Genomic DNA, 13573 nt, shown 5'->3' on the forward strand with positions numbered 1-13573 from the left:
ATGTGGAAATGGTTACATCCGTACGCAAAAGGCGAAGCAACCTATCGATTATTAGGCTTATGGCAGCCGTGGCTAAGCGGTTTTGCACTAATTTTCGTCACTATTGGATTAGTTTGGGGCTTGTTCTATGCGCCACCTGATTATCAGCAAGGCGATAGTTACCGTATTATTTTTATTCATGTACCGAGTGCCATGTTCTCAATGGGCGCTTACACCGGTATGGCAATTGCCGCATTAATAGCGTTGGTTTGGCAAATTCGTACGGCCGAATGGGCCATTGCTGCCATTGCGCCAGTGGGTGCGACGCTCACGTTTGTTGCTTTGTTCACTGGTGCCGTATGGGGCAAACCAATGTGGGGCACTTGGTGGGAATGGGATGCGCGTTTAACATCACAACTTATTTTGTTGTTTTTATACATTGGTGTGCTGGCGCTCTACTATGCGTTTAATGACGCACGCACTGGTGCTAAAGCGGCGGCAATCTTGGCTTTAGTTGGCGTAATTAACGTCCCGATTATTCACTTCTCGGTGTATTGGTGGAATTCATTGCACCAAGGTGCCACCATTACGAAATTTGAGAAACCGTCGATGCCACCTGAAATGCTGATACCGTTGTTGATTAGTATCGCTGGGTTTTTATTCTTAACCGCTGCGCTTATTACGCAACGGTTGCGTAATGAAATATTAAAGCAAGAGCTTCACCGCCCATGGGCTATGGAAAAGTTAGGTGTGGAGGCCAACCATGGCGTTTGATAGTTGGCAAGAAGTGATTTGGATGGGCGGCTATGGTTTTTATGTATGGCTTGCTTTCGGGGTATCAATTTTAGCTATCGCAATATTAGTGGTGCACGGCTTGCTGACGCGCAAAAAATTAGCGCAAATGGCTGTCAAGAAGCAGCAACAACAGCAACGTATCGCGCGTCGTAAACAGCAAGAGCGTCATAGGAGTATGGTGACCAATGATTCCACGTCGTAAAAAACGCCTCGCTTGGGTTTTGTCTTTGGTGGTTGGTGTTGCTGCCGCAATCAGCCTGATATTGTATGCGTTAACGCAGAACATCGATTTGTTTTATACCCCTTCAGAAATGATTGAGGGTAAGGGCACGGATAAAGTTCGCCCAGAAGTAGGGCAGCGTATTCGTGTTGGCGGTATGGTTGTTGAAGGCTCGGTAAAGCGCGATCCGAAAACGCTTGAAGTCAGTTTCCAGGTTACCGATACCGGCCCTGAAGTGACGGTACTTTACACTGGTATTTTGCCGGACTTGTTCCGCGAGGGGCAGGGTATTGTGGCGCAGGGTGTGTTGGTTGAGCCAACGGTGCTTAAAGCCACCGAAGTATTAGCGAAACACGACGAAGAATATATGCCTCCAGAGTTGGCGGAGGCCATGAAGGGCATCAAACACGTCAACCCGAATCAGCCTGATTACACCGGCTCAAAAGCAGAAGATTCTGACCCACAAGACAGCTCTGGAAATAACCAATGATTGCTGAATTTGGACAATTAACGCTGGCGCTTGCGCTAGCGTTCTCCGTTTTACTCGCTATTTATCCATTGTGGGGCGCCTGGCGAGGCCATAGTGGCGCAATGTTGTTGGCGCGGCCACTTGCCTATGGGCAGTTTTTATTTACGGCCCTAGCTTACGCAGCGCTTACCTATGGTTTCATCGTAAACGACTTTAGTATTTCTTACGTTGCACACAACTCCAATACGGCGTTGCCACTGGTGTATCGAATTACGGCCGTGTGGGGCTCACATGAAGGCTCATTCTTGCTGTGGATGTTGATGCAGGCGGGTTGGATTGCCGCTGTCGCGATGTTTTCACGACGCATGCCATTAACCATGATGGCGCGTGTACTGGCAGTGCTAGGACTTATTAGTATCGGCTTCTACTTGTTCATGCTCAGCGTATCGAATCCGTTTGATCGTGCGCTACCGTTAATTCCCGTGGATGGGCGTGATTTAAATCCGCTGCTGCAAGACCCTGGCATGATCTTCCACCCGCCATTGTTATACATGGGCTACGTTGGTTTTTCGGTTGCTTTCGCTTTTGCTATCGCAGCGCTTGTAAGCGGTAAGCTTGATGCGTCATGGGCGCGCTGGTCACGGCCTTGGGCGACTGCTGCATGGTGCTTCTTAACACTAGGTATTGCACTTGGTAGCTGGTGGGCATACTACGAATTAGGCTGGGGCGGCTGGTGGTTCTGGGACCCGGTTGAAAATGCGAGTTTTATGCCGTGGTTGGTTGGTACCGCATTGATTCACTCCTTAGCTGTTACGGAAAAACGTGGTGCGTTTAAATCGTGGACCGTGTTGTTAGCCATTTCTGCATTCAGCTTGAGCTTACTCGGTACCTTCTTGGTACGTTCTGGCGTGATTGTTTCGGTGCACGCATTCGCAACCGATCCGGCACGTGGATTATTTATTCTCGGCTTATTAGCGGTTGTTATTGGCGGCTCGCTGTTGCTGTTTGCCTTGCGCGCCGGCGCGGTGAATAGCCAAACGAAATATGAAGCGGTATCACGCGAAGTGATGTTGCTGGGTAATAATATTTTATTAATGGCGGCAACGCTTGTTGTGTTGCTTGGTACATTGTTGCCGTTGGTGCACAAAGAGCTCGGTTTAGGCTCCATTTCGATTGGGGTGCCGTTCTTTAATCAAATGTTTACTTGGTTAATTGTACCGTTTGTATTGCTAATGGGTTTGGGGCCGTTATTGCGCTGGCGCCGTCAAGAGTTAAAGCCGTTGGCAACCGATTTATTCCTCGCACTCGTACTCGCTGTGTTGCTTGGTTTTGCCCTGCCGTACGTATTTGCGGATCAGATTCTAGCCATGACCGTATTAGGCTTAGTGATGGCGTTGTGGATTGTGATGACGTTGGTTGCTGAGTTGAAGCAACGCATTCAACAGCGTGGTCAAGGGTTAGCTAGCTTGACGAAGTTAGGGCGTAGTCATTGGGGTATGGTACTTGGTCACCTAGGTTTTGCGGTGACTTTGGTTGGTATTGCAGCGGTTAGCCAATACGAAATTGAGCGCGATGTGCGTCTAGCTCCGGGAGAGTCAGTGCAGGTTGAACAGTATCGTATTCAGTTCGATTTGCTGAGTGAGCAGCAAGGCCCTAACTACCTGACTGATCATGCTGAATTTAGCGTGTTCAAAGACGAGCAGAAAATCGCTGACTTGGTGTCTGAGAAACGATTCTATACCGTGCAACGCATGAGCATGACGGAAGTTGGTTTAGATTCTGGCTTTTTGCGTGATGTGTACGTTGCATTGGGTGAGCCACTTCAAGATGACGAAAATTCTGATGCGTGGGCCGTACGCATTTATATCAAACCGTTTGTGCGCTGGATTTGGCTTGGCGCCGTGATCATGGCTTTAGGTGGTGCATTAGCCATGAGTGACAAACGCTATCGTTCACAGCGAAAACAGCGAGGTAACTATGGCACAGCGTAGCAAATTACGTTGGGTAATCTTAGCTCTGCCGTTATTGGCATTTCTGTGGTTAACCATTTTTTTATTGCGTGGTTTATTTTCAGACCCGACCGAACTTAGCTCCGCATTGGTGGGCAAACCGGTGCCGCAATTTGAATTGCCAGATATTTATGACACCAGCAAGATACACACTGAGGCGGTATTACAAGGGCGCCCGATGTTGTTGAATGTGTGGGCGACATGGTGTCCAACTTGTCGTGCCGAGCATGAGTACTTGAATAAGTTAGCTGCCGAAGGCGTCTATATTGTTGGCTTGAACTATAAAGATGATTCGCGTGCGAAGGCGGTTAACTGGTTGAACACCTTAGGTGACCCGTATCAGGTTAATTTATTTGATGAGCGAGGCATGGTTGCACTTGATTTTGGTGTTTATGGCGCACCGGAAACGTTCCTAATTAATGCGGATGGTGAAGTGGTATATCGTCATGTTGGTGATGTGAATGATCGGGTGTGGAACACCGTTTTAGGGCCGCAATATCAGCAACTGATGCAAGCGTATCAGACTGAGGGAACGGCACCATGATCAAGAATTTCATCACCATGTTGATGGTTACGTTAACCATTGCGCTTAGTTCGTTAAGTGTCGTCTATGCCGTTAATCTTGAAACGTACAAATTTGATGACCCGCAGAAAGAAGCGCTATTTCGTGAGCTCATTGACGAATTACGTTGCCCTAAATGCCAGAATCAAACCATTGGTGATTCTGATGCGCCGTTAGCCAAAGATTTACGTGACCGCACGTACTTGATGGTGCAGCAAGGCGCATCAAAACAAGAAGTGGTTGATTACATGGTTGCGCGGTATGGTGATTTTGCTTATTACCGACCACCGGTGAAGTTAAGTACCGTCGTGTTATGGTTGGGGCCAGTTTTGGTGATATTGGTTGGCGCTGCTGTCATTTTAATGCGCGTACGAGCCCGTAATAATGCTGAAGTTGAGTTGAGCGACGAAGAACAAGCGCAATTAGCTGCACTGCGTAGCTCAGATCTGGATAACGCAGACCAAAGCCATTCAGAACAGGATAAATCATCATGATTGTACACATTGCGTTGATTTTAGCCGTAGCGCTGGCTGGTGGCTTATTTCTATTGCTAACTGGCAGGCGCCAACGTGACCAGCAACGTACGCGCTTAGATGTCAACCGCGAACTGTATGAACAACGCAAGTTAGAGTTAGTGCAGGAGCGCGAAGACGGTTTGCTTACGGAAAATGCATTTACACGAGCAAACGCAGAGTTAGATAAACGTTTTGTTACTGAAAATTCTGAGTTAGAGCAGTTGCATGATCAGCAAGTTGGTCGCAATATTTGGCTGCCGGCAGTGTTGTTGGTGGTGTTGACTGTTGTGCTTTATAGCTTGTTTGGTAGCTGGTCGTTGCAGCGACAAGCTGATGAAGCGATACAGGCACTGCCTGAGCTGGGTAAAAAAGTGCTGACTAACGACAGCGCGCAAACAACCCGCGAAGAGTTAGAAACATTTGCACTTGGTTTACGTCAACGTTTAGCACGGGAACCGGATGATGCGGTGGCGTGGTTGGTTTACGCGCGTTCAATGACAGCGCTTGGCCAGCTTGAGCAAGCCATTGAAGCGTATAAAAAGTCATTAAGTATTGAGCCAAACCGTGTCGGTACCTTACTTAGTTATGCTCAATTATTGTTGCAAACTGGTGATGAAGCGATGATGCCAGAGGCAGCAACTATGCTGCGCCGTGTGCTTGAGCAAGAGCCGAGTAACCAAGAAGGTCTTTCGTTATTGGGGTTTGTCGCGTTTCAGCGCGGTGATTGGGAGCAAGCTATTACGGCTTGGGAATTGTTATTACAGCAAATTCCAGAGTCGGATGAGCGTTATCAGCCTGTTGCAGCAGCTGTTGCGGACGCTAAGCAACGCTTAGCGGCAACCGAACTCGAATTGACCGTTACGGTTGATGTAACTGAAGAACGGCTTGCTGAAGTGCCTGAGGGCGCAACATTATTTGTCTATGTGCGCGCCGCAGAAGGTCCGGGCATGCCTGCAGCCGTCGTACGTCAGCCAGTGACCGAGTTCCCAGTGACGGTCACGCTTTCGGATGCCAATGCGATGTTACCGGATTATCGCATGAGCCAACTGAACCAATGGCAGGTCATGGCACGTATATCGGCTGATGAGCAAATTGATGCGGCTGAGGGTGATTTGGATGCGGTGCCACTCATTATCGAACCAGCCACCGCCGCAGTGCGGTTAGTGATCAAGTGATAAAAGCGTTATTCGTTATTGGTTATTGGTTATTCGTGAGTTAAGTTCGCTGGTGAAATTATGTGCATATTTGCGCAATGTTCTGTGCGTTATCTCGTGTTTTTCGAATAACGAATAACGAGTAACGCATTTGGCTTTTAAGGGAGTTTTTATGAACAGACTTTTAGCAATTGCTGCAGTTGCCTTATTGGCAAGCGGTTGCGCGAGTGCCCCACAGGAAGATGCTTGGGCGGACGAACGAGATCCGTTCGAGCAGGTTAACCGTGATGTGTGGGAATTTAACGAAGAACTTGATGATGCCGTGATTCGTCCAGCAGCGAAGGCCTATAGTCATGTGCCAAAGCCAGTGCGTAAAGGGTTATCGAATGCGGTTGAGAACCTCGATGAAGTGTCATCGCTGGTCAACAATGCCCTGCAGGGTAAAGTTGTGGATGCTGGTGTGAGTTTCTGGCGTTTCACAATAAATAGCACTGTTGGTGTGCTTGGTATCTTTGATGTTGCCACTGAGATGGGTATTGAGCGTCGTGAAGAAGGTTTCGGTGAAGTCTTGGCTTCTTATGGCGTTGCTGACGGGCCATATTTGATGTTGCCTGGACTAGGACCAACCGTGGTAGTTGATCGCGGTGGTGATGTCGTCGACGGTATGTACTTTCCGTTGGACAACTTAAGTGGGCCGACTAGTGTGGCGCGTTGGATGATTAAAGGTTTAGAGGCGCGCATAAAGCTCATGGATTTAGAACCGATGTTGGAAGAATCGTTAGACCCATATTCATTCGTGAAAGAGTCTTATTTTCAGCGCTGGCAAGACAAAGTTTATGATGGTAATCCGCCAGCCCCGCCCGAAGAAGAGGAACTGGACGAAGACTTTTACGACCAGTTTTAAGCCTCGAAGCCTTGCACCATGCAAGGCTTCTGCGTTATAAAAGCCCGTCACTGTTATAACTTGAATAACTATAATTACATTTACTGAGGAATATTTTATGAGCCAGGCGCCTGCGAAGTCTGAACTTTGGGGTCACCCGAAGGGCCTGTATGTGCTTTTTACTGCCGAAATGTGGGAGCGTTTCTCTTACTACGGCATGCGCGCATTGTTAGTACTTACGTTAGTTGCAGCTACTGAAGCGGCAAACCCAGGATTCGGTATGAGCGATGCAGATGCATTGTCTCTGTATGGTATGTATACCGGTCTTGTCTATTTCACGCCGTTAATTGGTGGATGGTTAGCTGATAACTATTTAGGTCAGCGTCGTTCAATCTTGTTGGGTGGTATCTTAATGGCAGCAGCACAGTTCACGCTGTTTGCGGCCACTCCACACAGTATTGAACTGTTCTACGTTGGTTTAGGTATTTTGATTGCTGGTAACGGCCTATTTAAACCAAACATTTCGACGATTGTTGGTGACCTTTATCAACAAGGTGATGCACGTCGTGATAGTGCTTTCTCTATCTTCTACATGGGTATTAACTTAGGTGCATTCATTGCACCATTAGTCACCTCTACATTAGGCGAGAGCGCGGATTATGGTTGGCGCTGGGGTTACTTCGCGGCTGGTGTTGGTATGACGCTAGCGGTAATTACCCAAGGTTTATTCTTCCAACGTTTCTTGGGCGATATTGGTAAGATTCCTGGTGCAAAACGTGACCGTGACGCTGCTGGTGGCGTGAAGAAGCCATTGTCAAAAGTTGAGCATGATCGTCTTCGCGTTATTTTATTCCTGTTTGTGTTCGTCACTGTGTTCTGGTTAGCGTTCGAGCAAGCCGGTGGTTTAATGAACATTTATGCTGACCGATTTACTGATCGAATGATTGGCGAAACCGAAGTACCTGCAGGTTATTTCCAGTCGTTGAACCCGCTATTTATTCTGCTGTTTGCTCCAGTATTCTCGTTTTTGTGGATGTGGTTGCACAAAAAAGATAAAAGCCCAGATGCACCAATAAAAGTATTTGTTGGTTTGATTCTAACCTCCATTGGTTTCGTGTTCTTGATTCTTGGCTTGTTCGAAATTCAAGTGACTGGCAAAGCTAATATGATGTGGCTGGTACTTGCTTACATGTTCCACACCCTAGGTGAGCTTTGTATTTCACCAGTTGGTTTGTCACTGATGACCAAACTTGCTCCATTACGCCTAGCTTCATTAGTGATGGGTATTTGGTTCTTGATGCCTGCAATCGCAAGTTATTTGGCCGGTATGGTCGGCGCATTCAGTGAAGAAGCCGATAAGTACGAGTTTTCAATTAACTTAGCGAAGGCAATTGGTCTTGAGGCACAGTACTCAGGCTTACTAGTGGTGTTCGGTGGTGTTGCTGTGGGCTTGCTCGTATTTGCTGTTATTTTGTGGCTCATCTCAGGCATGTTGGTGAACTGGATGCACGGCGCTGAGCGCGCAGCACCAACTACGGTTGCTGAAGGTGTAGATCAAGAGCTTGATGCCGTTGCCGAGCATGAAGGCTTAGGCACTAAAGCTGAAAAGCAATAAGATATTAAACAATAGGATTTGTTGAACATGGTAAAAAAAGTTGTGATTCCGGTGGCAGGTCTGGGGACGCGGATGCTGCCAGCAACCAAAGCAATTCCGAAGGAAATGCTGCCGTTGGTTGACCGGCCGTTGATTCAGTATATTGTCGAAGAGTGCGCTGCTGCTGGGTTAACCGATATTATTTTGGTGACTCACTCAAGCAAAAACGCTATCGAAAACCACTTCGACGCAAACTATGAACTAGAAGATATGCTGGAGAAGCGGGCAAAAGATCAACTTTTAGCCGAAGTGCGGGCAATTTGCCCGCCTGGAGTTACCGTAATGGCGGTGCGCCAAGACGTTGCAAAAGGTCTTGGCCACGCCGTGCTATGTGCGCGTCCATTAATCGAAGACCAGCCATTTGCAGTGGTGTTGCCAGATGTACTCGTTGATTCGGCGAGCAGCGACTTGAGTCGCGATAACTTAGCGGAAATGGTTGCTAACTTTAACGCTTCTGGCGCCGCACAAGTCATGGTCGAGAAAGTACCAGCTGAGTTGGTTAATCAATATGGTGTTGCTGATATTAACGGCGTGGAATTAGCGCCGGGCGAGCAGGCTTCCATTAAACGTCTAGTGGAAAAGCCGCCAGTAGCTGAAGCGCCATCTGATTTAGCGGTGGTTGGTCGCTATGTATTCCCAGCCGCATTGTGGGCGCTACTGGAGAAAACACAGCCGGGCGCTGGCAATGAAATTCAGTTAACTGATGCTATGGCAATGCTACTCGAGCAGCAGCCGGTTAATGCGTATTACATGAAAGGCAAGAGCCATGACTGCGGCAACAAGCTTGGGTACGCGCAAGCTTTTGTTGAACACGCCATGCGCCATCCAGCCCTCGGCCCCGACTTCAAAGCCTGGCTGAAAGACCTGAAGTAGCGTTATGATGAGTAGCCCATCACGTTGGCGCCGTATTGGCATCGATTTGAAGGCGCTACTCACTATCTAGAAACATCCACATCCGAGACATTCTTTGTCTGACATTATCGATTAACCGTAGTGTTTATTACGTCAACGCGGTTCAAAGCCTAATTTGCGCGCTAAACTCTTCGTTGTTGTTAAAACGGAGAATCTGCAATGGAACGCAAATCAGGACATGATCGAGACGAGCTACAGAATGAGCTCACTAGAAAGCTTTCCAAGTTACTGCGTATTGAACGCGAATACCAAATGAGTCAAGAGTCTCTATCCGAGAGGATTCTATGTAGCCGCGCGTCTATCTCGCGCATGGAAAGCGGCAGAAATATTCGAAGCGAGTTCTTAATCGCCGCACTTACAGAGCTCGACCTCGCGGAGCACTTTATCGCACTTATTGATAGTTTACTTGCCGAACCGCCGGCCAAACGCGCTCGAGATGAACGTCAACGCCGAGTCGATGCCATTATGGCGCCATACCAGTGAGTTTTAGGCTCAAAAAATAGAAGAGTGGTGGGTGTGTATATCTATCGAAAATAAAACCGTTCAGTTGCAGCAGAAAAGTTACAAAAAGAGGGGGCTGATTTGTAACTTTTCTGCTGCAACTGAACACTGAAAATAAATTGGGGTGTCATGACTGTGACTGTGACTGTGAGCAAGAGCATGAGCATGCGGGCATGAACATGAGCGTATGCTTGGGCATTGACGATGCTGCGCATCACCCGGCGTGGAACGCCGGGCTACGGGTTGGCGATGATGACGGCGCGGCGTGGGGCGGGGAAGCCTTCAATGGTGCGGCTGCGGTCGTTTGGATCGAGGAAGTCGGCGAGTGATTGGCCTTGCATCCAATCGGTGGCGCGCTGCTCTTCGAGGGTGGTGACGGATTCGTCGACGACGCGTGCGTTTTTGAAGCCGACTCGGCTCATCCAATGTAATAGCGCTTTGGTGCTTGGGATGAACCAAACGTTGCGCATTTTTGCGTAGGTTTCGCCAGGCACCAACACCGTATGTTCGTCGCCTTCTACCACCAATGTTTCGAGTATCAGTTCGCCGCCTGGTTTTAATTGGGAACGAAGCTGTGTCAGGAAATCAATAGGGGAGCGACGGTGGTATAAGACCCCCATGCTGAACACGGTGTCAAACGCGCGTAGTTCAGGTAAATCTTCGACACCAAGCGGGAACCAGTGAGCGCGAGCTGCGAGTTCGGCAGGCATGAAGTGCCGAATTGCCATGAACTGTGCCATAAACAACTGGCCTGGGTCGATGCCCCAAACTTGTTCAGCACCCGCTTCCAGCATCCGCCACAGGTGATAACCACTGCCACAACCGATATCAAGTACTTGGCGACCGCGGAGGTCGCCATTGTTGCTTAGGTGCGGTAGCACGCGCTGCCATTTGAAGTCAGAACGCCATTCGGTATCGATGTGTACGCCATGCAGATCAAACGGGCCTTTTCGCCAAGGCGTGAGTTGCATCATGAGCCCACGAATGCGGTTTTGCTCGCCTTCACTGGCGTTCTCGTTCGCTATGGTAACCGTATCAGCGAGAGAAACATGTTGTGGTTCAATTTTCGGTAGCTGTGCTACGCAACGAAGCCACTTCGGTAATTCGCCGTGCTGTTGTTCTTTTTGCCAAGTTTCTAACTGCGCTGGCAACGTTGTAAGCCAGTGCTGCAAAGGTGACTGGGCAACAGCGATAAGGTCTTGGGCGAATAAATTCATCATTTCTCCGGTTTCTTTCGGTAACTCATTTTACGGCGAGTAATGCAGCGAAGTTATAACACTGGAACCACACTTGAGTGTGTTTAAAACCAATGTCATGCAGGCGTTCATGATGTGTCTCAAGCGTGTCAATGCGCATGACGTTCTCAATGGCTGCGCGCTTTTGAGCAATCTCGAGTTCACTGTAACCGTTAGCGCGTTTGAATTCGTGATGGATATCTACTAACAGCTCATTCATGCGCTCATCGGCACTGCGGAATTTCTCGCTCAGCAGCAGTGCGCCGCCGGGTTTTAAGCCGTCGTATATTTTTTTCAGTAAGTCATCGCGCTGCTCAGGTGGAACGAATTGCAAGGTGAAATTCATCGTCACCACCGAAGCGTTTTGAATGTCAGACTGCTGAATGTCTTCGCAGCGCACACTCACAGGTACGTCGCTACGATAGCCTTGCAAGTGAAGCTTACAGCGCTCCACCATGGCTTCTGAGTTATCAATACCGATCACTCGAATATTACTGAGGTGCTGGCAATTCTGGCGCATTGCTAAAGTTGCCGCGCCTAATGAGCAGCCTAAGTCATAGAGGTTTGAATCAGCCTGCGCGAAGCGTTTAGTGAGCTGGCCAATGCCTTGCAATATGCTTTGATAGCCAGGCACCGAGCGATTGATCATGTCGGGAAATACTTCCACCACGGTTTGATCAAACACAAAGTCGCTTACTTGCGGCAACGGTTCGGCGAATATCGAATCTTTTTTCGTCATACGTCTCAATAATCTTTGGCTGACAGACACGCGATATATTTTAACGTAACGTAGCGAGAAACAGTAGCACCAGCAGCGATATCATTATTAATTTGCGCCGACAGTTACTGACATTCAGTGTAAGTCCGTTATAATGTGCAGCTTTGTAAATTCTTAATTTGTGGTAGGGATGATCCCATGCGTAGCCATTACTGTGGACAGCTTGAAACGAGTCTTGTAGACCAATCCGTAACTTTATGTGGTTGGGTGAATAAACGCCGAGATTTAGGCGGTTTGATTTTTATTGATATGCGCGACCGTACTGGTCTGGTGCAGGTTGTTTTTGATCCTGACCAACAGGCGCTATTTGAGACTGCCAACAAGCTACGTCAAGAGTTCTGTATTCGTTTAGTGGGTACCGTGCGTGCGCGTCCTGAAAGCCAAGTCAACAAAACCATGGCGACCGGTGCTGTTGAAGTGATGGCGACTGAACTTGAGATTATTAGCCGTGCCGAGCCACTGCCGATTGACTTCAATCAGCAGGTGAGTGAAGAGCAGCGTTTGCGCTTCCGTTATTTGGACTTACGTCGTCCAAACATGAACCACAACTTACAATTCCGTGCCAAAGTGACTAGTGCGGTACGTCGATTTTTAGATGACCATGGTTTCTTAGACATTGAAACGCCTATGTTAACTCGTGCAACGCCTGAAGGTGCGCGCGATTACTTGGTGCCAAGCCGTACCCACAAAGGTAAGTTCTTTGCGTTGCCACAGTCGCCGCAGTTGTTTAAACAGTTGCTGATGATGTCTGGCTTTGATCGTTACTACCAAATTGTGAAGTGCTTCCGTGACGAAGATTTACGTGCCGATCGCCAGCCTGAATTCACCCAAATTGATATTGAAACATCGTTCATGACATCAGACCAAGTGATGGCGGTCACCGAGCAGATGGTTCGCAAGTTATTCTTAGAAATGCTCGACGTTGATTTAGGTGACTTCCCGCGTATGACATGGCACGAAGCGATGCGTCGCTTCGGTAGCGATAAGCCAGACTTGCGAAATCCACTTGAGTTAGTTGACGTGGCTGACTTGCTCAAAGATGGTGAGTTTAAAGTATTTGCTGGGCCAGCGAACGACCCGAAGGGCCGTGTGGCTGCACTGAAAGTGCCAGGCAAAGCAGAAGTCATTTCACGTAAGAACATTGACGAGTACACCAACTTTGTCGGTATCTACGGTGCGAAAGGCTTAGCGTGGATGAAAGTGAATGATTTGAGTGCGGGGCGCGAAGGTATTCAGTCACCGGTGCTTAAGTTTATTCCAGACGAAGCGCTTGAGGGTATTTTGGCGCGTACCGAGGCGGCAAATGGCGATATTATTTTCTTCGGTGCAGATAATGCAACGGTAGTTGCCGAAGCCATGGGCGCATTGCGCTTGAAAGTTGGCAACGATTTCGACCTAGTTAGCAACGAATGGCGCCCACTTTGGGTTGTCGACTTCCCGATGTTCGAAGAACACGAAGGCCGTTTGCACGCGATTCACCATCCGTTCACCGCGCCGGTCGGGGTTACCCCAGATGAATTGAAAGCGAACCCAGAAGCTGCGCTGTCGAATGCCTACGATATGGTACTGAACGGCGTTGAAGTTGGCGGCGGTTCGGTTCGTATTCACAATAATGAAATGCAGCAAGCCGCATTTGAAATTTTAGGTATCGGGAAAGAAGAAGCACAAGAGAAATTTGGCTTCTTGCTCGAAGCATTGAAGTACGGCACGCCGCCGCATGCAGGTTTGGCCTTTGGTCTTGACCGGTTAGTGATGTTGATGGTGGGTGCAAGCTCAATTCGTGAAGTGATTGCCTTCCCGAAAACAACCACCGCAGCGTGTGTCATGACCGACGCCCCTGGTGTTGCGAACCCAGAAGCATTGGCAGAGCTGAATGTTGCTGTTACCGTGAAGGATAGTGACTAACA

General features: G+C 48.6%; 14 protein-coding genes. 12 read left to right on the forward strand and 2 right to left on the reverse strand.

Annotated features, from left to right (window positions below; translation table 11 throughout):
- From D3795_RS00345 to D3795_RS00395, 11 genes are all read left to right on the forward strand, one after another.
- Complete coding sequence (locus D3795_RS00345) at positions 1-753, forward strand: heme ABC transporter permease (protein ID WP_156265657.1); 753 nt, start codon at positions 1-3, stop codon at positions 751-753.
- Positions 743-976, forward strand: a complete 234-nt coding sequence (gene ccmD / locus D3795_RS00350; protein WP_126759284.1) for a heme exporter protein CcmD — start codon at positions 743-745, stop codon at positions 974-976. Before D3795_RS00345 ends, ccmD begins: the two co-directional genes overlap by 11 nt.
- On the forward strand, positions 960-1484 hold the full coding sequence (gene ccmE / locus D3795_RS00355) for a cytochrome c maturation protein CcmE (protein ID WP_156265658.1): 525 nt from the start codon (positions 960-962) through the stop codon (positions 1482-1484). The genes ccmD and ccmE overlap by 17 nt, the downstream gene beginning before the upstream one ends.
- Positions 1481-3454: a heme lyase CcmF/NrfE family subunit gene (locus tag D3795_RS00360; protein ID WP_156265659.1), complete on the forward strand. Its 1974-nt coding sequence runs from the start codon at positions 1481-1483 to the stop codon at positions 3452-3454. Before ccmE ends, D3795_RS00360 begins: the two co-directional genes overlap by 4 nt.
- The gene (locus tag D3795_RS00365; RefSeq protein ID WP_156265660.1) at positions 3441-4016 is read left to right on the forward strand and encodes a DsbE family thiol:disulfide interchange protein; all 576 of its coding nucleotides are present in this window, start codon (positions 3441-3443) and stop codon (positions 4014-4016) included. Before D3795_RS00360 ends, D3795_RS00365 begins: the two co-directional genes overlap by 14 nt.
- Entirely contained in the window at positions 4013-4528 is a 516-nt protein-coding gene (locus tag D3795_RS00370; protein WP_310942356.1) for a cytochrome c-type biogenesis protein, read from the forward strand. Before D3795_RS00365 ends, D3795_RS00370 begins: the two co-directional genes overlap by 4 nt.
- Positions 4525-5724, forward strand: coding sequence for a c-type cytochrome biogenesis protein CcmI (gene ccmI, locus D3795_RS00375; protein WP_156265661.1), 1200 nt, complete (start codon positions 4525-4527; stop codon positions 5722-5724). Before D3795_RS00370 ends, ccmI begins: the two co-directional genes overlap by 4 nt.
- A 151-nt stretch (positions 5725-5875) precedes the next feature.
- A complete protein-coding gene (locus D3795_RS00380; protein WP_156265662.1) occupies positions 5876-6607 on the forward strand; it encodes an MlaA family lipoprotein in 732 nt (243 codons plus the stop codon).
- A gap of 97 nt (positions 6608-6704) precedes the next feature.
- A complete protein-coding gene (locus tag D3795_RS00385; RefSeq protein WP_156265663.1) occupies positions 6705-8201 on the forward strand; it encodes a peptide MFS transporter in 1497 nt (498 codons plus the stop codon).
- Between the two features lie 27 nt (positions 8202-8228).
- Positions 8229-9113, forward strand: coding sequence for a UTP--glucose-1-phosphate uridylyltransferase GalU (galU, locus tag D3795_RS00390; protein ID WP_156265664.1), 885 nt, complete (start codon positions 8229-8231; stop codon positions 9111-9113).
- Between the two features lie 198 nt (positions 9114-9311).
- The gene (locus D3795_RS00395; protein ID WP_156265665.1) at positions 9312-9635 is read left to right on the forward strand and encodes a helix-turn-helix domain-containing protein; all 324 of its coding nucleotides are present in this window, start codon (positions 9312-9314) and stop codon (positions 9633-9635) included.
- Between the two features lie 254 nt (positions 9636-9889).
- Here D3795_RS00395 and cmoB read toward each other — a convergent pair whose 3' ends face one another.
- Positions 9890-10873: a tRNA 5-methoxyuridine(34)/uridine 5-oxyacetic acid(34) synthase CmoB gene (gene cmoB, locus D3795_RS00400; RefSeq protein WP_375294514.1), complete on the reverse strand. Its 984-nt coding sequence runs from the start codon at positions 10871-10873 to the stop codon at positions 9890-9892.
- 22 nt (positions 10874-10895) lie between these two features.
- The gene (gene cmoA, locus D3795_RS00405) at positions 10896-11627 is read right to left on the reverse strand and encodes a carboxy-S-adenosyl-L-methionine synthase CmoA (RefSeq protein WP_156265666.1); all 732 of its coding nucleotides are present in this window, start codon (positions 11625-11627) and stop codon (positions 10896-10898) included.
- 177 nt (positions 11628-11804) lie between these two features.
- On the opposite strand from cmoA, the gene aspS reads away from it, so the two are divergent.
- Positions 11805-13571, forward strand: a complete 1767-nt coding sequence (aspS, locus tag D3795_RS00410; protein ID WP_156265667.1) for an aspartate--tRNA ligase — start codon at positions 11805-11807, stop codon at positions 13569-13571.
- Positions 13572-13573 lie beyond the last annotated feature (2 nt).

Origin of the sequence: Pseudidiomarina andamanensis (genome assembly GCF_009734345.1) — a bacterium.
Lineage (GTDB): Bacteria > Pseudomonadota > Gammaproteobacteria > Enterobacterales > Alteromonadaceae > Pseudidiomarina > Pseudidiomarina andamanensis.